The 16,788-nt window shown below is 45.0% G+C and carries 20 protein-coding genes; 10 read left to right on the top strand and 10 right to left on the bottom strand.

The genetic code is table 11. From position 1 onward, the window contains the following. Positions 1–368 precede the first annotated feature (368 nt). On the top strand, positions 369–1,358 hold the full coding sequence (locus J2T19_RS21265) for a phosphotransferase (protein WP_307219307.1): 990 nt from the start codon (positions 369–371) through the stop codon (positions 1,356–1,358). A 131-nt stretch (positions 1,359–1,489) separates the two neighbouring features. Here J2T19_RS21265 and J2T19_RS21260 read toward each other — a convergent pair whose 3' ends face one another. The 3 genes from J2T19_RS21260 to J2T19_RS21250 all read right to left on the bottom strand — a co-directional run bounded on the left by J2T19_RS21260 (position 1,490) and on the right by J2T19_RS21250 (position 3,018). Continuing rightward, positions 1,490–1,858: a DUF6713 family protein gene (locus J2T19_RS21260; RefSeq protein ID WP_307219306.1), complete on the bottom strand. Its 369-nt coding sequence runs from the start codon at positions 1,856–1,858 to the stop codon at positions 1,490–1,492. A gap of 144 nt (positions 1,859–2,002) precedes the next feature. Continuing rightward, positions 2,003–2,314: an ABC transporter substrate-binding protein gene (locus J2T19_RS21255; RefSeq protein WP_307219304.1), complete on the bottom strand. Its 312-nt coding sequence runs from the start codon at positions 2,312–2,314 to the stop codon at positions 2,003–2,005. Next, positions 2,299–3,018: an ABC transporter substrate-binding protein gene (locus tag J2T19_RS21250; RefSeq protein WP_307219302.1), complete on the bottom strand. Its 720-nt coding sequence runs from the start codon at positions 3,016–3,018 to the stop codon at positions 2,299–2,301. The genes J2T19_RS21255 and J2T19_RS21250 overlap by 16 nt, the downstream gene beginning before the upstream one ends. Before the next feature lie 215 nt (positions 3,019–3,233). On the opposite strand from J2T19_RS21250, the gene J2T19_RS21245 reads away from it, so the two are divergent. Beyond that, complete coding sequence (locus J2T19_RS21245) at positions 3,234–4,616, top strand: amino acid permease (protein WP_307219300.1); 1,383 nt, start codon at positions 3,234–3,236, stop codon at positions 4,614–4,616. Positions 4,617–4,723: 107 nt separating this feature from the next. On the opposite strand, the gene J2T19_RS21240 is transcribed toward J2T19_RS21245, so the two are convergent. Then, positions 4,724–4,894 (bottom strand): hypothetical protein, encoded by a 171-nt coding sequence (locus tag J2T19_RS21240; RefSeq protein WP_307219298.1) that lies wholly within the window; start codon positions 4,892–4,894, stop codon positions 4,724–4,726. 169 nt (positions 4,895–5,063) lie between these two features. Between J2T19_RS21240 and J2T19_RS21235 the strand changes: the two genes are divergently transcribed. Then, positions 5,064–5,966: an SDR family oxidoreductase gene (locus J2T19_RS21235; protein ID WP_307219296.1), complete on the top strand. Its 903-nt coding sequence runs from the start codon at positions 5,064–5,066 to the stop codon at positions 5,964–5,966. Between the two features lie 134 nt (positions 5,967–6,100). On the opposite strand, the gene J2T19_RS21230 is transcribed toward J2T19_RS21235, so the two are convergent. Next, a complete protein-coding gene (locus tag J2T19_RS21230) occupies positions 6,101–6,337 on the bottom strand; it encodes a hypothetical protein (protein WP_307219295.1) in 237 nt (78 codons plus the stop codon). A gap of 51 nt (positions 6,338–6,388) precedes the next feature. Further along, complete coding sequence (locus J2T19_RS21225; RefSeq protein WP_307219293.1) at positions 6,389–7,150, bottom strand: GNAT family N-acetyltransferase; 762 nt, start codon at positions 7,148–7,150, stop codon at positions 6,389–6,391. A gap of 235 nt (positions 7,151–7,385) precedes the next feature. On the opposite strand from J2T19_RS21225, the gene J2T19_RS21220 reads away from it, so the two are divergent. From J2T19_RS21220 to J2T19_RS21210, 3 genes are read left to right on the top strand one after another with little or no spacing between them, the layout of a single operon-like run. Further along, positions 7,386–8,060, top strand: coding sequence for a M48 family metallopeptidase (locus tag J2T19_RS21220; RefSeq protein WP_307219291.1), 675 nt, complete (start codon positions 7,386–7,388; stop codon positions 8,058–8,060). A 60-nt stretch (positions 8,061–8,120) separates the two neighbouring features. After that, positions 8,121–8,507: an iron chaperone gene (locus J2T19_RS21215; protein ID WP_307219289.1), complete on the top strand. Its 387-nt coding sequence runs from the start codon at positions 8,121–8,123 to the stop codon at positions 8,505–8,507. Between the two features lie 29 nt (positions 8,508–8,536). Then, positions 8,537–9,067, top strand: a complete 531-nt coding sequence (locus tag J2T19_RS21210) for an isochorismatase family protein (RefSeq protein ID WP_307219287.1) — start codon at positions 8,537–8,539, stop codon at positions 9,065–9,067. Positions 9,068–9,203: 136 nt separating this feature from the next. Here J2T19_RS21210 and J2T19_RS21205 read toward each other — a convergent pair whose 3' ends face one another. Continuing rightward, complete coding sequence (locus J2T19_RS21205) at positions 9,204–10,613, bottom strand: CAP domain-containing protein (RefSeq protein ID WP_307219285.1); 1,410 nt, start codon at positions 10,611–10,613, stop codon at positions 9,204–9,206. Between the two features lie 585 nt (positions 10,614–11,198). Between J2T19_RS21205 and J2T19_RS21200 the strand changes: the two genes are divergently transcribed. Beyond that, positions 11,199–12,185 carry a phosphotransferase enzyme family protein gene (locus J2T19_RS21200; RefSeq protein WP_307219283.1) on the top strand — a complete coding sequence of 329 codons (987 nt, stop codon included), beginning with the start codon at positions 11,199–11,201 and terminating at the stop codon, positions 12,183–12,185. 191 nt (positions 12,186–12,376) lie between these two features. Here the strand turns inward: J2T19_RS21200 and J2T19_RS21195 are convergent, their stop codons facing one another. After that, positions 12,377–12,616 (bottom strand): hypothetical protein, encoded by a 240-nt coding sequence (locus J2T19_RS21195; RefSeq protein WP_307219281.1) that lies wholly within the window; start codon positions 12,614–12,616, stop codon positions 12,377–12,379. After that, on the bottom strand, positions 12,616–12,762 hold the full coding sequence (locus J2T19_RS21190) for a hypothetical protein (protein ID WP_307219279.1): 147 nt from the start codon (positions 12,760–12,762) through the stop codon (positions 12,616–12,618). The genes J2T19_RS21195 and J2T19_RS21190 overlap by 1 nt, the downstream gene beginning before the upstream one ends. Positions 12,763–12,908: 146 nt before the next feature. Here J2T19_RS21190 and J2T19_RS21185 point away from each other — a divergent pair, with 146 nt between their 5' ends. Further along, positions 12,909–13,382, top strand: a complete 474-nt coding sequence (locus J2T19_RS21185) for a GyrI-like domain-containing protein (protein ID WP_307219278.1) — start codon at positions 12,909–12,911, stop codon at positions 13,380–13,382. A gap of 42 nt (positions 13,383–13,424) precedes the next feature. Then, a complete protein-coding gene (locus tag J2T19_RS21180; RefSeq protein WP_307219276.1) occupies positions 13,425–13,874 on the top strand; it encodes a hypothetical protein in 450 nt (149 codons plus the stop codon). Between the two features lie 200 nt (positions 13,875–14,074). On the opposite strand, the gene J2T19_RS21175 is transcribed toward J2T19_RS21180, so the two are convergent. Continuing rightward, a complete protein-coding gene (locus J2T19_RS21175; protein WP_307219274.1) occupies positions 14,075–14,479 on the bottom strand; it encodes a CBS domain-containing protein in 405 nt (134 codons plus the stop codon). Positions 14,480–14,626: 147 nt separating this feature from the next. Between J2T19_RS21175 and J2T19_RS21170 the strand changes: the two genes are divergently transcribed. After that, a complete protein-coding gene (locus J2T19_RS21170) occupies positions 14,627–16,750 on the top strand; it encodes a penicillin-binding transpeptidase domain-containing protein (protein WP_307219272.1) in 2,124 nt (707 codons plus the stop codon). Positions 16,751–16,788 lie beyond the last annotated feature (38 nt).

Raw genomic sequence — 16,788 nt, 5'->3', positions numbered from 1 at the left:
TACTTCTGGGTACACTGGGAACAGCTTCAATATAAAACGTACACGGTAGAACCATTGTATGGCGTGTGGGAAGTACCATTTCCATATCTTCAAGAACGGATTGAAGCTAACGAAGTAGCTTTACACCAGTATAAACATCGAATTAATGACACGAAGAACGCCACGGAAAGTTATTTATTTAATCTAAATGAGTTTCATAGACTGCTCTAATCCAGATTCAATTATACATAAAAACTGGTAATTCAATGTTGACTATAATATGTTATACATAAGTTGGGCTGCGAGGTTCAACATGCAATATTTTGGTATCGCTTTCATTACTGCCTGAATCAGAGTTGTTATTCATTTAACTTAAAGGAGAATAGTACATGTATACCCAACCGAAAGCTTTGCGATCTGTACTAGATGGTAGATACTTAGAATTCATAATGAGTGAGCAGTATGACATCGGAAATTGGCAAGAATGCGTGTACTGGCTAAGAGGCCTGAATGATACGTATCGAGTAAAGACGTCAACAGGACTGTATATTCTGCGTGTATATCGCACTGAAATTAAGGAAGAAGAGGTGCAGTATGAACTATCTGTAATCTCTCAATTAAAGGAGAAGCTGAACTCTTCTAGTCATGCAGATGTCGGAGAGCATATTGCGAAGAAAGATCATAGTACATATACCGTTATAGATGCCCCGGAAGGTACACGGATTGCCGTGATGTTCCGCTATATTGATGGAGTAGAGAACAATCTTGAGGATGAGACATCCTGTTATGCATTTGGTCAATCTGCAGCACAGCTGCATGAGGCGCTAGATCACGTCGTTGTCGATCAGCCGCGTTATGAATTGGATACATCGTTTCTTATTGATCAACCACTAGAGCGGATTATCCATTATATTGGTGAGACAAATCAAGCGACTGCTTTCCTCCAGACGTTCGCGAGTACATTGAAAGAAAGCATTAACATTGCGTCCCAAAAAGCGTTAGATACAGGCTTATGCCATGGAGATATGCATGGGAATAATAATGCGTTTCAGCAGGGGGAAGTGTTTACTCATTATGACTTTGAATGGGTAGCTAAGGGATGGCGTGCATATGATCTGGCTCAGGTGAAGGCACGTAAACGGCAATCTGGGGAGAAAAAGGACGTGCTGTGGAAGGCGCTTCTGTCCGGCTATCGTTCTATTCGAAACTTCTCTTCCGAGGACGAACAAGCCGTTGATCTCTTTATCATGGCTCGACGGTTCTGGGTCATGGGTCTGGATGTAGCCTTTATTGATAATGATATGGGGGCGCTGGATTATGGCGAGGATTGGCTAAATGATTTTGTAAATGAGTTCCGGGATATGGGGATCGTAGTGTAATTCTTTCTAGTTGTCTTCTTCTTGATAACGTGTTGTTTCTAACAGACGGTTTCGCAAAGCGAGCAGTTAGCAAAGAGGGAAGGAGAAATCCTTCTCCTTTGCGCCGCTTTTTACATCATTCCAAATTATCTTTACTGAAGTGCTAACCATATCAAATGAATGGTTGCGCCCAGTCCCATGAAGTAGATAATGGATCTGGAGAAACTATTTTTGAACTCATTGCGCGGATGCTTTTCGAAGAAAAAGTGTAATACAGTATGTATGATGAAAAAGATATCGAGTATCCAGAATGCAATACTCTGATACGAACTAAATAGAAGCGATAGGATGACGGTGTACAGAGGTAGGTGAATCCAAGTGAAGTACTTAAAGGCTTTGTCGTCTTCCATATCTTTCAGTACGATAAACAATCTCCATTCGGATCGCCTAATGGCATCCATTTCGTGTAGAAGAAATAGAGAGAGGTTGAACAAAAATAAGACCAATAACAGATCGGGCATGCGGAGCCTCCCCTCATTCTGAATGAACAATCAGATATAGATACGAGTGTTGAATTACGTTGGTTCCAAGAACGCATTGAGGCTGATCGTTAGGTTCCATTTCGGAAATTTTCATTAGATGAGTGTTGAGATGAACGCTAGCTATTATTTCACTAAAGCCTGCTCAACAAGTTCAAGTGACTCAACCTTAATATTCGGGTAATCCCCAAACACCCACTGTGGCATGATATGAATATTTCCCGCTTTTACGGCTTTTAGATTGCTCCATACGGCAGATTGCTTCATCTCTTCAAGCACCTTCTCAGCTTCATCATCATGGCTAACTGTGGATTTGCCTATGGTCATAAAGATATGATCCGGGTTCAACTCGGGGAGTGTCTCCAAGGATAACGTCTCATACGTATCTTTCATGTTTGCCAATTGAGGCACATACTTGAGCCCTAAATCATTGGACAAGGTTGCTCCCAGATGAACATTGGGGCTGGCAACCTGCACATTTTTTTGAACACGCAGAATAGGAAGGTCTCATCTTCACCGATATGCTGTGCCATTTTTTCTTTCATTTGTGCTGCTTTGAGATCGTACTGTGCTAGCCAGTCTTCGGCCTGTTGCTCTTTACCCACGACAGTGGCAATCTCCTTCATTTCTTCTCGCCAATCGCCATCCCCACGGAAGACGATAACCGGAGCTACTTTGCTCAATTGCTCATAGACGGCGGGTTCAATGTGACGAGCAATAATGAGATCGGGCTCGCTTTCCACAGCTGCTTCAAGATTGATCTTATCCCCTAAAGGCAGAATATCTGGATTCTGCTGATCTACATCCATATATGGCAGAACCGTAGAGCCCCCATAAGTGGTTGTGGCATGAGGATATACACCTAACGCATACAGGGTATCCATGATTCGATAATCGGCAGCTGCAATTTTATTCGGTGTGCCTTCCAGCTTCGTTACGCCCATATCATGCTGGTATTCAACAGATGTGCTTGCCTGAGATGGCTGGATACTAGTCCCGCGACTGTGGGAGACAAGTAAGAAGGCGTTTGCGGGAAATCGATAGGGTGGAAGCGGCTTACCCGTTGGGATTAGCGTATAACGAACATCAAGTATATGTATGGACAATTGAGTCCATTGCTGTATATAGGTGGATAAATCCATGTTGCCTCCTCATCCATCGTGAATGTCAGAATGGGATTTTTGTTGTTATTATAGTTGATAATCATTCTCATTTCAATCCTTCCTCACATTCCTTGTTGTATTTCTGCGATACATCTCGTACAATTTGGTGAAGTAATTCTGCATTGCGTTAATGTGGATGCGAAAAGACGATTTTTTACAACATGAAGATGTTCACAAGAAAAGGGGAATGACGTTTGGAATCGAAGCAACTATCTAGAGGGCTGAAGCCCAGGCACGTTGAGCTGATTGCACTCGGCGGCACGATTGGCGTGGGTTTATTTATGGGATCGGCAAGTACGATTAAATGGGCTGGTCCTTCCGTTTTGCTTGCCTACCTGCTGGCTGGGATTGTGATCTTTTTTGTCATGCGCATTATGGGAGAAATGTTGATTCAGGAACCGGTAACAGGCTCCTTCGCTACATTTGCCCACAAATATATTGGCCCACTTGCTGGCTTTCTCACCGCCTGGAGTTACTGGTTCCTCTGGGTAACGGTCGGCATGGCTGAGGTTACGGCGATTGGTATTTACGTAGGGTATTGGTTCCCAGATATTCCGCAGTGGATTCCGGCGCTTGCTGGGGTGTTGATTATTGCTGCGGCGAATTTAGCTGCGGTGAAGTTCTATGGTGAATTCGAGTTTTGGTTTGCCATGATCAAGGTGACCGCCATTGTGGCGATGATTGTGATTGGTACAGGGCTGATCTTCTTTGGCTGGGGGAATGGAGGTCAAGCGATTGGTCTATCCAATCTGTTCAGTCATGGCGGATTCTTCCCAGGTGGGCTCAAAGGCTTCCTTTTTGCACTATGTATTGTCACGGCAGCGTATCAGGGTGTCGAGATGGTAGGTATTACAGCGGGAGAAGCGGAGAATCCAAAGTTTACACTGCGTAAAGCGATCAAAAATATCGTTTGGCGTATCCTGATCTTCTATGTGGGAGCAATTTTCGTTATTGTAACCTTGTATCCGTGGAATGAGGTTGGGGAGACGGGAAGTCCATTCGTGCTGACATTTGCCAAAGTGGGAATTGTGGCTGCCGCAGGTATTATCAACTTTGTTGTACTTACGGCTGCCATGTCAGGCTGTAATAGTGGTATTTATAGTGCAGGGCGAATGCTGTATACCCTTGCGGAGAATGGACAGGCGCCAGCCTTTTTCAAAAAGTTATCCAAGGGCGGAGTTCCCCGCAACAGTATTGTCGTCACCATATCCTTGTTGCTCATTGGTGTAATTCTGAATTATATAATGCCAGATTCGAAGCTGTTCCTTTACATCTACAGCGCGAGCGTTCTGCCAGGGATGGTTCCGTGGTTTGCACTGGCATTTAGCCAATTCAGATTCCGTAAGCGTTGGGGTAATGAGATGGGGGATCATAACTTTAAGTCGAAATGGTTCCCAATCAGTAACTACATCATTATCGTGTATCTGATTCTGGTCATTATCGGTATGGCGTTTAATCCGGATACACGTCTGCCGCTGATTGTGGGTGCGACCTTTATGGCGATTGTAGTCATCGGTTACTTCCTGTTCGGAATTGGGAAAAAGCAGCGAATTGAGCAGGATCCAACTCAACATTAATAAGCTGTGATGTAGATAAAAAGGGATTACGCCTCTTAACCATTAGTGGCGGTAAGAATTCAAAATTCAAGATGAAGCTGAGAAAATTCAGCTTCATCTTTTTTGGTTCATGAATCTCCTGTAACTGGAGGTTTAAGCTTGGCGGAGACAAATTTTTTTCGTCTAGCTGCGCTGGCGTTCATCGATTCGACCAGGCTGGATACATAACCAAGAGATTGCTTTGTACTTAGAGCGGATTCAGCTTCATATTGTTTGGCTTGATGCAAAATGGAGAGCATGGAATGGAGGGTATGCACTTTCAAGTTCTTGGAGATTTATCTGTAGGAGTGGATGGTAAATAGGAATGCTCAGTTTAAACTCCGCCCATCTCGGTTACAAAGGAAGGAGTGAGACTTTTATAACAACCTATATGAAATTAAACAATAATAACCGAGGAGGAAATTGACGATGGCAAACCAAGACCAACACACCATACAAGATCCGACTACACAATATCCAAAGGCTACACCGGAGTGGAAACAACAGCAGGAAGAGCCGGGATTACAGCGTGAGATGACTCCTGTTCCAGATTGCGGTGAGAAAACATATAAAGGCAGCGGCCGGCTGACAGGTCGTAAAGCGGTCGTTACCGGTGCGGACAGCGGGATTGGCCGGGCAGCGGCGATTGCATATGCTCGTGAAGGTGCGGATGTTGTACTCTCCTATCTGCCGGAGGAAGAAGCGGATGCGAAGGAAGTCGTGCAATTGATCGAGGAAGCTGGCCGAAGAGCAATTGCTCTTCCGGGTGATCTAAAGGATGAGAAATACTGCGAGAAATTGATTGAAACTGCGGTCAAAGAACTGGGCGGTATAGACATTCTGGCAAACGTGGCAGGGAAGCAACAGTTTGTCGAGCAGATTGCAGACCTAACAACTGAACAATTCGATGCGACGTTCAAAACCAATGTGTATTCCATGTTCTGGCTCTGTAAAGCAGCCGTGAAACATATGAAGCCCGGTGGTTCGATCATTAATACATCGTCCATCCAAGCATACAGTCCGTCACCGATTCTGTTGGACTATGCAACGACGAAGGCTTCGATCAATACCTTCAGCAAAGCACTTGCTCAACAGGTTGGCAGCAAAGGCATTCGTGTGAACGTTGTCGCGCCAGGGCCAGTGTGGACACCGCTTCAGATTGTCGGTGGACAACCCGTAGAGAAGTTGGCCGAATTCGGCAACAATACGCCGCTGGGTCGTCCGGGACAACCTGTTGAGATGGCTCCAGCATACGTATTTCTCGCGAGCCAGGAATCCAGCTATGTGAGCGGAGAGACGTTGAACGCGAATGGTGGTACCGTAAGTCCGTAACCGTAGCATGTATTATTCCGATAAACGATTATCTGGGGGCGTTACGTCTCATCAGGTTTTTAAAAAAAACGGGACAAAGCAGTGGTAAGCTGCTTTGTCCCGTTTTGTATGTCTCGTGTCAGATTAGACTTGAACTATTTCTGTTCCGGTTTCGATTCCAGAATGGCATAGCTACCAAGCGTGGCAAGCTGTGCGGTATTCAGCAGTGATTCGTCCACTGCGGCGAGCGCTTCACCAGCGGCTGTCATCAGTTCATCTGAGTTAACAGGTGAAGCAAACCGAAGGATAACAGATGTCTCCCCTTTTTTCAACGCTGTCTCTGCCTTGGTTTTAGCTGGAAAGGTCTGATAGCAGTTTGTATACGGAAGCATAACTAGCGCATACGCCTACACCCTTCACCAAAATACCAACATGATGGAGCTTTACTGTATGTATTGCTTAACCCGATACCAATACGAATAGGCATCGGTATAGCCCAACTTGGCATATAGCCGCCGTGCGGGTGCATTGTTTTCTACGACTTGCAGATAGCTGGATACAGCACCATGACTCTTACCCCAGTGGAGCAGATGCAGGATCATCTGTTCCGCCAGGCCGCGATTACGGTAGGTTGCCTCTGTAATGATGTCATGCAGTCCAATGACTCCCCGCTCTACCACGCCAAGTCCGCAGGCCGCCACAACGCCATCAACAGAGAGGGTGATGAACGCTGTTTTTGCACGAATATTTAAGAGCATCAGTGTCATCGTTGCCTTGAACTCTTCGTTGACTGCATTCAAACGGCAGAAGTGATCCAGCCATTCGTCAGTTAGCAACTCGTCGATATGTACCTCTAGATGTACAGGAGCTTTCAGTTCCTCTAGATTTCGAAGCTGCACAAGAGTCCGATCCACGGTGACATAACCTTTATCATGCAAAAGCTGATCCAATTCTTCTGGCTGAACAAAAGGTGTAATTTTGAAAATAGTACTCAACTGGTTGGACGTATAGAATTGCTCACATGTTGTGATCTTTTCATGTACATCCAGGGTAGAAGGGTAGAGCGCTTGAACCGAGTTGGCTCGCTTTGTATACCCTTTGGCAAAACGCAGCACCCATCCGTCATACAGTGAGGTTGATAAAGGCTGCCAGTGGTTAAGCGTCAGTTCTTCAATATGCCGATGCGTATACTCTGTTGCATACATTTTGTTCATCCTCCCAGTGTAATGCTCAAATATATGTAAGATTTTAATTTGATAATAATACACAAAAATGAATAAAAATTCAAATAGTTTCGTACGGATGTTAAACATCTGATTATTAGTATACAATCTGTAGAACAGAGTGAAATGCAGCATTAACTAGTAAGGATAAATAAGAGGTTACAAATAAGAAGTTATATCAGTGAACAAGCATTAGCATACAGCTCAAGTTGCAGAAATGGAGTACAACATGATTACGATAGAAGTCCAGGGACAGATCATTACATGCCATATCGAATATGGCAAACGAAAAAAAGCTTCCATCACGATGGATTTGCCCTACATGGTTACGATTAAGGCACCTAATGGCACTAGTGAAGAGGCGTTAAAAGCACTCGTGAAGCAGCACGGAGAGGTCATCCTCACCAAGTCGGCGCTTATGCAGCAGGCACTAGAAGGCCCTCAGGCTAAGGAGTATGAACAAGAGGGCAAGGGAGCATTTTTACATTTTGGTAAGGAATATGCACTACATGAATTAATCCCTGTCGAGGGATTGGGGGAAGAGGAGCTAAGAGCGACCCTGAAGAAGTTCTACTTTAGTGAGTGCAAAAGGGTAATTGGGGAGCGCATCATTCGCTACCAACAGGAGCTTAAGGTGAAGCCGAAGTCTGTAGACATTGTGGAATCAGCCACGAAGTGGGGGAGCTGTAGCTGGGACAAAAAGCTTACCTTTAACTATCGTTTAGCTATGGCACCGTATGAAGTTATTGATTATGTCATTATCCATGAGCTCTGCCACATTCATCATATGAATCATGACCGCTCGTTCTGGCGTCGTGTCGGCAGCATCATGCCTGATTACAAATCAAAGGAAGACTACCTGATGAGACATGGACGTGCGATGACGCTGTGAATTACAATGAATCCAAATACCCGTACCACGAGGTTTACTCTGTGGTGGAAGGAGTTAATGATGCCAGATAGCAATCCCTTTTCTGTGCAGGTGGAGGAATATATTATGGGATTTGCACCTGAGGTGCAGGCACGACTTCAAGCTTTAAGGCAGATGATTCGGGAGACAGCCCCGAATGCGGAAGAGAAGATCAGTTACAAGATGCCCACGTATGCACAGCATGGGAATTTGGTTCATTTCGCTGCGTACCAACATCATATTGGGTTCTATCCGGCTCCTAGTGGGATCACGGCGTTTCAAGAGGAACTCTCAGCGTTCAAGAATGCGAAGGGATCGGTTCAGTTCCCGCATAATCAGCCGTTACCTGAAGCGTTGATTCGACGAATCGTTGAATTCCGGGTGAAAGAGAACGTGGAGAAGGCAGCAACGAAGAAGCAGAAGAAGTAATAAACCGACCTGATCAAAGGAGCGTTTAGATGAATAAGGCTTTAATTGTGCTGGATGTACAGCAGGGTATTGTACGATTACGTGACGTATCAGAACCAGTTGCCAAGATTCAATCTGTCATTGCGGAGTTCGAGGAACGGGACTGGCCAATTGTATATATGAAGCATGTAGATTACGAGCAAGAGGATTCGTCTTTGTACTATAAAGAGCGTGCCAATCTAGAGATTGTGCTTGATACGAAGCAGCACCCTGTGTTGGAGAAGAGCAAGCCAAGTGCGTTCAGCAACCCGGCATTAAAGACATGGATGTTGGAACGACACATTGATCATGTATTTATTGTAGGGTTCAATACGGAGTACTGTTGCCTATTTACAGCGATTACAGCAGAGCATGAAGGTTTCCAAGTGACCTTGATCGAAGATGCGACAGGCACCGTCAACACCGAGGAAACGTATGAGATGAAGGGCTTAGACATTCAGGATTTTGTTGGCTCAATTCTCAATTGGTCTGGGTGTATAGAAGTGTTGTATGTGGATGAGTTCAAGGAAATGTACACCTAAGTTTATCTATCAGAAGATTCTGCAGTGTTTTGCCACAGATTCATCTATCCAACCGAATAATGTCACTCAATACAAAAAAACAGTCGAGAATGCCTTCATGGCGTCCTGACTGTTTTTTATTTCATCCATGTTCTAATTAATCAATGTAATAGGTTACGTTTGAGTTACCAGCTGCTGTAATGAGATAGGTAATGTCGTCACTGACTTTCATGTAGATGTTGAGATCGGAAGCAGACAGGTCAGGGAGTGTGAGACCGAATCTACCATTTGCATCTACGTTCACATTCACTGTTCTGATATGGCTTTCATCAGGTGATGGGCCATAGATCTGGAAGGTGAACGTTTGGTTAGCGTATTTCAACAGTGTCCCATTAATCTTTAACGTACGGTCTGCTGTATATTGAAATTTAACTAGGAAATTATCCAAGATATCTTGAGGATCTGGTTGCTGTGATCCTGGATCTGTTCCTGGATTCGGTTGTGACTTATTCACAGAGAAGAATCGGGTTTGATACGAAATCTCGGCATTGGAGCCGTCTTTTTTCTTCAGGCCTGTAATTCGGATGTTAAACGTATCATTTTCTTTCAAAGATTGGATCTGATCCGGCCGGAAAATGATAGCATAGTTGTATGCATAAGAATCGTTATTTACATTAAAGTAAGCTCCTGAAGGGTCGGTGCTGTTCTTATGATTGGCTCCTAATACCCACGTCCGTTGATCTGATGAGCGAACAACCTCAACTCGCACATTCGATTGCGAAGGCTTCGCGAAGACATCTGGGTTCAGTTGGACAGACCAAGCTTGAGAGCTTTTGAACGCTTCAATCGGGAAATCCCCTTTATTCGGATACAAGCTGTAATTATAGTTTACCTTTTCCGCACGGCTGGTATCGAGAACCTGCATCGTACTGAACTGGTTAGCATATGATTTGTTATCACGGTACGCAACACCGAAGCCAGTCTTCTTCAATTGTGTGCTCAAAATCCAGCGGCGATGACCGAGTGCAGCAATGTTGCTTGCATCCGAATCATCCATATAAGCCTCAACACTGTTAACGGCTACGTTCCCTCTGGAGCTGTAAGCTGCAAATAGATTGGAGCTTGAGGCTGATTTCGCACCTAAGTCGTAAAAGTCTTTAGGCATGTCTACTGGTTGAGGTGGGTAATGTGAGAGTGCTGATGTAGAGATTACGACTGCTCCATGTTGTGCTTGATGATTAAGTGTAGGATCAAGGACGAGATCTCCTTCGAGTCCTGACAGATAACGATAAAAGTTAGCTGCATTTAGGGCGTGCTGTAAGGACGTATCACTAATTTTTCCTGCAATATAAGGTGCCATAGCGGAAGGTGTCTCGGTAAACGTAACCGATTTATCTTTCTCGCTCATCCATTCATTCCACTTCTGCGTAATTTCTTGCTCATTCCGCTCAGGTAACAAGCTGTCGATAGGTGCTGCAGAAGCTTGTTGGGATGCAAGCAAAACAAAAAGTAGACCAGCTAGAGGTACCGCAAGTAACGAACGAATGTAGCGTTTGCCATTAATCATGTTTCAATCTCCTTTTAATTATAAATTTTAATATTATGTATCCAATGGTTATTATCGACAGTAGAGGTATCTTTCGTTAGCTTTTCTCTCCTTGAATTTAGCGATTTTCAGTTAGAGCCCGTATAATATGGTTTTGTAATTGCTTACATTCAAAAAATGGATTAATATAGAAGTGACTTTGTTTCTCGAAGGGAGTGAGCGTCATGAAACGACGGGCTAAGACGAATCCAATGACTACAACCATTAAGGTGATTATAAATTGAATAGATACAGCAGACATCGGGGGTTAGGTGGCGGCAGTAGGCTGCCCAGGATTCCATCGGATGCTGCTGACCATAGGGATATAACTGCATTTTTTTCCTGGTGATCACGAGGTTTATTTGTTTATGCCTATCCTCTCGTACACCACGAATTTTAAAAGCCGCAGGCATAGCCTGCGGTTTTTTGCGCGCCAAAATAGCCATTTAACCCGGCATCGGGTCAATGGAACGAGACATTGCAGTCAATAGCTGCTGGTCATCATTCCTTTTATCAGGCTAGCCTGAGCAGTATTAATGACATTAAATAATGAGGAGTTAGATGCCCATGTTAAAACTAAACTATTTATTTCACAACCACGATCTGGCCGAGATGATATTGAAGCAATGGGACTATGATGTAGAGTCACTGGATATGTTCCAACATTACCGGATATCGTCGAATGCGGTATACCCATTCCGGTTTCAAGAGGAGGTTCGGTTACTTCGTTTTGCACCCGTGGACGAAAAGGATAAATCGAATATAGAAGCCGAATTAGCATTCTTGCACGAGCTGCACCGACATCAATATGGAGCTCTGGAGGCTGTTCCGGCACATACCGGGGAGGAGCTTGTTCAGGTTCATACACCGTGGGGGGCCTATTATGCATCGGTGTTCAAGCGGGTTCCAGGCATATCACTGGCTCGTGTTGATCTAGATGAGACGATTGTTCATGGTTACGGTCAGGCATTAGGCAAGCTGCACAACGTATCCCGTCAGTACGTGCCAGAACATACGAGTCGCTGGACTTATACAGAAGTGCTGAATTGGATGCAAGGTGTGTTAGCAGGTTTTCCTGATGAGACAGAGGCTCTGAACGAGGTCGATGCTGTACGGACGGTATTAGCCTCATGGCCTGTTACGAAGCAGAACTTTGGTCTCATTCATTATGATTTTGAACTGGATAATGTATTTTATGATCAGGAGGATCATGCCTTCTATGCCATTGATTTCGATGATGCTATGGTTCACTGGTATGCGATGGATGTGCAGCAATCATTGGATAGTTTACAGGAGGAGATTGAGCCAGAGCACGGGGAGCAGATGAAACAATCCTTTATGCAAGGCTACTGGTCTGTAGCCGATGAAACGGTTGATATGGAGATGATGTTTCCGGCATGTCGCCGCTTCGCCAACCTGTACGGCTACGTACGCATACTTCGATCTGCCGCGCAACAATGGGCGCATGAGCCAGAGTGGATGTGTGGATTGCGGGAGAGGTTGGAGAAGGCAATGGTAGAAAAAGCGAAGCTATTCGGTCAACCGCTGTCTTAGAGTTGTAGGAGCTGCAATGCGAGTATGACATAAACCTTATCAGAGTTCATATCGTACCAATAGCACCAGATAGTACCCACACGCAGCACTCATAAGCAATATGCCAAAGGGACTTTTCACTATCATAAAGAGCGCAGGTGAACCCACGTCATGGGTAAACCTAGCGCTCTTTCATATTATGTATCGCCAAACTATGATTCCGAAGCATGAATAGATAGATCGAAATCGGGTTTGCACATGTAGCTAAGGGGGTAGAGATCATCCCTGGCAGAGATTAAGGCACGGAAATGAAGCATACCGAAGCGCTGACCTGTGGTTGACGTAGTAGAGTAAGGAACAATCTCTCCAACTACAAATACGTCTTCTTCATTCGTACATCGAAAAATGACATTGCTCGGATTGCGCACTTCTTCATCGTATCCATATGTCATTACATGATATGTTCGACCGCGCCAATTCGTTCAGGATCAACCACATGGGTGATCTGGCTGCTGGAACAGTCTACGTCCAGTGTCTCGGGTTGAAGTGCAATCATGCCAATCGTAAATCCAGTACCAGCTTCGCAAGTTATCCGCATAGTCAGCTCCTTATTCCGTAATTAGTGATTAGACGAATGTCAGCAGGAAAGGTTGCTCATTTCCATTCGATAGATTCTTTTGATAGAGTAGTTATAGGTCATCCTGAAGGAAGACACGACCGCGCGAATTGGAGAGGGGAATTGTAATGAATGTAAAGTATGACGTTATGGAGCAGCAGGCTCTTCATTTTGTTGGAATCAAACGAACCTTCTCTTGCGTAGACGGTGAGAATCTTAGAGGCATTCCCCTAATGTGGCAAGAAGCGCTGGCTGAGGGAATTGAGGATCGACTGAGCGAGCTGAATAACGGGGTAATCCCTGGTTTGGTGGGGATCTGTGTAGATCAGAGGCAGTTGCATGACGGGCAAATGGAGTACTGGATTGCTACCTCTCATTCGGATGAAATCCCAGCAGGCATGTATGGAATAGAGCTTCCCGCGGTGAAATGGGTTGTATTCGAAGGAGAAGAACTTGCACCAGAAGCGATACAGCGCTTGTGGGAATATATTATGTCTGAATGGTTTCCTACAGGCTCTTATGAGCATGCAGGCATTCCAGAGCTTGAAGTATACCGTGGTGAAGGTGCTCCGCCTCAAGTGTGGATCCCAGTAAAGTCGTAAAAGGTAAAATTTCTAGAAGGTTCAATCATTAGGAGGCGTATCATGTTATCAACTCGGGTGATGGAGTATTGTGAGGATCAAGGCTGGTGGCATGAAGATGTACCGGTAGATTATGAAGAAGCGTTACGGAAACTGGGTATTGCTCTGGAATCCGAATTTGCGCAATTTTATTTGCATGTTGAGGATGGCCCTACATTCTATAGTAGAAATCAGGAGCTATATCAGATTTGTTGGTTTATGGTGAATACCGTTTATATGGAAGACATTACTGTGGCACAGCTCACGTTAGGACTGCCGGATGCTTATATCCCGCTGGATAGCTTTGAGGGTGAAGGTGGGTTCTTTTATAATCGAGTGACGGGTGAAGTCATTTTGGTTGAGCTAGGCGAATCGATTGAGCTTTTCCTTCGGGGGGAGAGTACACCGCAATGGTCGAATTTCAACGTATTTCTAGAATGGTATTTCAAGCTCGATGAGGAACCCACGCAATGAAGAAACGGTTATATTGAAGTGAAATTGAAGTGAATCTCAGCGGAGAGCAAGTTACGACCTACCCTGGTGACATACCCAAATGTTATATCCAGAAATCATGCCAAAAAGACGAGCCGCGGCTCGCCTTATTTGTTTCACCCTATTGTACAACGGTCTAGCTTAGTGCTATGTAGTGTGCAGCGGGTAAGTAGTGTATTGCTCTAATCAGAGATGTTGCGCGTATAGTATTCGATAATGTCTTTGCGACGGATGATGCCGAGAAACACACGATCTACATCAACAACAGGTACGAAATTTTGATCGGCTGCCAATGTCAGCATATCCTCCATCTCGGCCTCAATGTATACGCATTCATTGTACACACGGTTGTTAATCTCATGTACCTCAACCTGATCCATATTATCAAAAGTCAATCCAGGCGTACTTCGCATTTTCCATAACAAGTCACCTTCGGACAGGGTAGCAACATATTTTCCATCCTCATCAATTACGGGTATGGCAGTATAATGCTGCGCTTCAAGCTGCTCGATCGCATCCTTCATGGAAGCGGAAGACTTGATATAGGCCACTTCGGCTTTGGGGAGTAAAAAATAGCTGATTTCCATCATCGGGCTCCTTTGCAGTAATTTCACTCTCCTTATTTAAACATATTATGTGAGTATTCGGCTATTTTTTATGATAAAATCGTCAGATTTGTGCCATTGTTTAAATGAGCTTGGAAATCTATAGTATATTGTAGAGGTGATATGACCATGAAAAAGAAACATAAAATTTTGTACGGACTACTTCCGATCTTGTTTGCGGGTGGAGTCGGAATGTACTTATATATGCAGAACAGCAAAGCTGAAGAAGCGAAGCCAGAGGCCACTGTAACACAGTACATAGACCATTTGCAGAAGAAGGAATTCGATCAGCTATATACGATGATGACGCCTGCTTCACTGGATGAGTCTGGACTGAGTCGAGAACAGTTCGTGGAAAAGTATAACGCTATCTACTCCGGCATGGAGGTATCTGAGGTCAAGGCAGAAGTGAAGCCGCAGGCCACCGAAACGACAGCGGATTCCAATGAATCAGAATCCGGAACAAGTGAAGGAGCCGGTGAAAATGCAAGCGCCGAGGAAACCAACCCTGACATCTACGAGGTGGACTATAATCTGCAGTTGACAACCTTGCTTGGCGACGTGAACGAGACCCAGTCCTTGAAGCTTGTCAGACAAGAGCTTGAGGATGGCACCAAAGTCTGGCGGATTGATTGGCAGCCGTCGATGATTCTCAAAGATATGGTTAAAGGCAGTAAGGTGAGAGTCCGGACACTATTTCCGGAACGTGGCAACATCGTAGATCATGAAGGGATGCCTCTTGCGACAAAAGGGTCGGTCAATGAATGGGGCATTGTGCCAGGAGAACTGGGCGACAACCCAGATGCAATAATTGCCCAGATTGCTCAGCATTACAAGGTATCTGAAGATGCCATTAATACAGCATTAGCTCAGAAGTGGGTTAAGCCAGAATATTTTGTGCCAATTGCTACGACCGATGAATCCATGGTGCCTGACGGGCTGAATGGCGTGAAGCTGCAATCCAAGACGATTCGATACTACCCGCTGGGTGAGGCGGCTGCTCATCTGGTTGGTTATGTGCGTAAAGTGACGAAAGAGGATCTGGAGAAAGATACCGAAGGTTATTACCGAGCTGAGGACTGGATTGGTAAAGCCGGTCTGGAGCAATCCATGGAGAAACAACTTCGCGGCGAGCGAGGTGGCTTGATTGAGATTACAGATGAACTAGGGAATGTCCGCTCTGAGCTAATTCGCCATGATGCAGTTGATGGACAAGATGTGCAGCTGACCATTGATGCGCAAACACAGCAAAAATTGTACCAGACCCTTTCCAGCGGTGGAGATGCCGGAGCGATGGTGCTGATGAATCCGACAGATGGTCATCTACTTGCGATGGTTAGTGCACCAGCCTATGATCCGAATAAAATGGTGACAGGTCTTACACAGGCAGAATGGGATGCGTATTCCGCAGATGAAGGGTTACCTTTTATCAATCGATTCACGAATCGTTATGCACCAGGGTCAACCTTCAAAGCAATCACAGCAGCAGCAGGACTCATGGAGAACGTAACTACTGCGGATAAAGAACATGATATCCCTGGTTTACAATGGCGTAAGGATGAGAGTTGGGGCGGTTATTATGTGAAACGTGTGAAGAGTGTATCACCTGTAAATATGGTCGATGCTTTGGTCTATTCAGATAATATCTATTTTGCCCAAGAAGCCATTGAGATGGGAAGTGCCAAATTTATCGAAGGTATTCAAAAGTTTGGATTCGGTGATAACTTCGGATTGGACGAATTGTACTTGAAGCCAAGCCAGTATGCAAATGAGGCGCATCTAGATCTTGCATCAGAGGTGCTTCTCGCAGATACGTCCTACGGTCAAGGAGAGATGTTAATGTCTCCGATCCATCTGGCGACTTCGTTTACGCCTTTTATTAATGAAGGGAAAATGGTGCAGCCGGTACTGATTGTAGGCAAAGAAACGTCTGAACCCGAGGTGATCATCACACCTGATGTGGCAGCTACGGTGAAGGACGCACTCGGTCAAGTCGTCACCCGTTCCGGTGGAACAGCTCATTCCCTTAATTCGCTTCCAGGTGCGTTAGCTGCCAAGACGGGAACCGCTGAACTGAAAGCGAAGAAGGGAGAGAAAGGACAGGAGAACGGATTTGTTGTGGTGTTTGATACCGACTCCCCTTCTTTCCTCATCTCTGCAGTTATCGAACAAGTGAATGGCCGGGGCGGGAGTCATTATGTCGTAGATAAGTTAGAGCCGTTTCTGGAGAAATTGAACGTACCTGCATCATGATCATACTTAACAGCCCACCAGACCTGAATTGCATTGCC

It is taken from the genome of Paenibacillus tundrae (assembly GCF_030812775.1).
Classification (GTDB): Bacteria; Bacillota; Bacilli; order Paenibacillales; family Paenibacillaceae; genus Paenibacillus; species Paenibacillus tundrae_A.
Note: the sequence above shows the minus strand (reverse complement) of the source record. Positions and strands in the feature narration are given on the sequence as shown.

What these genes read in the sequence shown, in the direction of transcription:
- J2T19_RS21265 (WP_307219307.1), top strand. Translation starts at nt 369, where the DNA reads ATGTATACCCAACCGAAAGCTTTGCGATCTGTACTAGATGGTAGATAC.
- J2T19_RS21260 (WP_307219306.1), bottom strand. Translation starts at nt 1,858, where the DNA reads ATGCCCGATCTGTTATTGGTCTTATTTTTGTTCAACCTCTCTCTATTT.
- J2T19_RS21250 (WP_307219302.1), bottom strand. Translation starts at nt 3,018, where the DNA reads ATGGATTTATCCACCTATATACAGCAATGGACTCAATTGTCCATACAT.
- J2T19_RS21240 (WP_307219298.1), bottom strand. Translation starts at nt 4,894, where the DNA reads ATGCTCTCCATTTTGCATCAAGCCAAACAATATGAAGCTGAATCCGCT.
- J2T19_RS21235 (WP_307219296.1), top strand. Translation starts at nt 5,064, where the DNA reads ATGGCAAACCAAGACCAACACACCATACAAGATCCGACTACACAATAT.
- J2T19_RS21230 (WP_307219295.1), bottom strand. Translation starts at nt 6,337, where the DNA reads ATGCTTCCGTATACAAACTGCTATCAGACCTTTCCAGCTAAAACCAAG.
- J2T19_RS21225 (WP_307219293.1), bottom strand. Translation starts at nt 7,150, where the DNA reads ATGTATGCAACAGAGTATACGCATCGGCATATTGAAGAACTGACGCTT.
- J2T19_RS21220 (WP_307219291.1), top strand. Translation starts at nt 7,386, where the DNA reads ATGGAGTACAACATGATTACGATAGAAGTCCAGGGACAGATCATTACA.
- J2T19_RS21215 (WP_307219289.1), top strand. Translation starts at nt 8,121, where the DNA reads ATGCCAGATAGCAATCCCTTTTCTGTGCAGGTGGAGGAATATATTATG.
- J2T19_RS21210 (WP_307219287.1), top strand. Translation starts at nt 8,537, where the DNA reads ATGAATAAGGCTTTAATTGTGCTGGATGTACAGCAGGGTATTGTACGA.
- J2T19_RS21205 (WP_307219285.1), bottom strand. Translation starts at nt 10,613, where the DNA reads ATGATTAATGGCAAACGCTACATTCGTTCGTTACTTGCGGTACCTCTA.
- J2T19_RS21200 (WP_307219283.1), top strand. Translation starts at nt 11,199, where the DNA reads ATGTTAAAACTAAACTATTTATTTCACAACCACGATCTGGCCGAGATG.
- J2T19_RS21195 (WP_307219281.1), bottom strand. Translation starts at nt 12,616, where the DNA reads ATGACATATGGATACGATGAAGAAGTGCGCAATCCGAGCAATGTCATT.
- J2T19_RS21190 (WP_307219279.1), bottom strand. Translation starts at nt 12,762, where the DNA reads ATGCGGATAACTTGCGAAGCTGGTACTGGATTTACGATTGGCATGATT.
- J2T19_RS21185 (WP_307219278.1), top strand. Translation starts at nt 12,909, where the DNA reads ATGAATGTAAAGTATGACGTTATGGAGCAGCAGGCTCTTCATTTTGTT.
- J2T19_RS21180 (WP_307219276.1), top strand. Translation starts at nt 13,425, where the DNA reads ATGTTATCAACTCGGGTGATGGAGTATTGTGAGGATCAAGGCTGGTGG.
- J2T19_RS21175 (WP_307219274.1), bottom strand. Translation starts at nt 14,479, where the DNA reads ATGGAAATCAGCTATTTTTTACTCCCCAAAGCCGAAGTGGCCTATATC.
- J2T19_RS21170 (WP_307219272.1), top strand. Translation starts at nt 14,627, where the DNA reads ATGAAAAAGAAACATAAAATTTTGTACGGACTACTTCCGATCTTGTTT.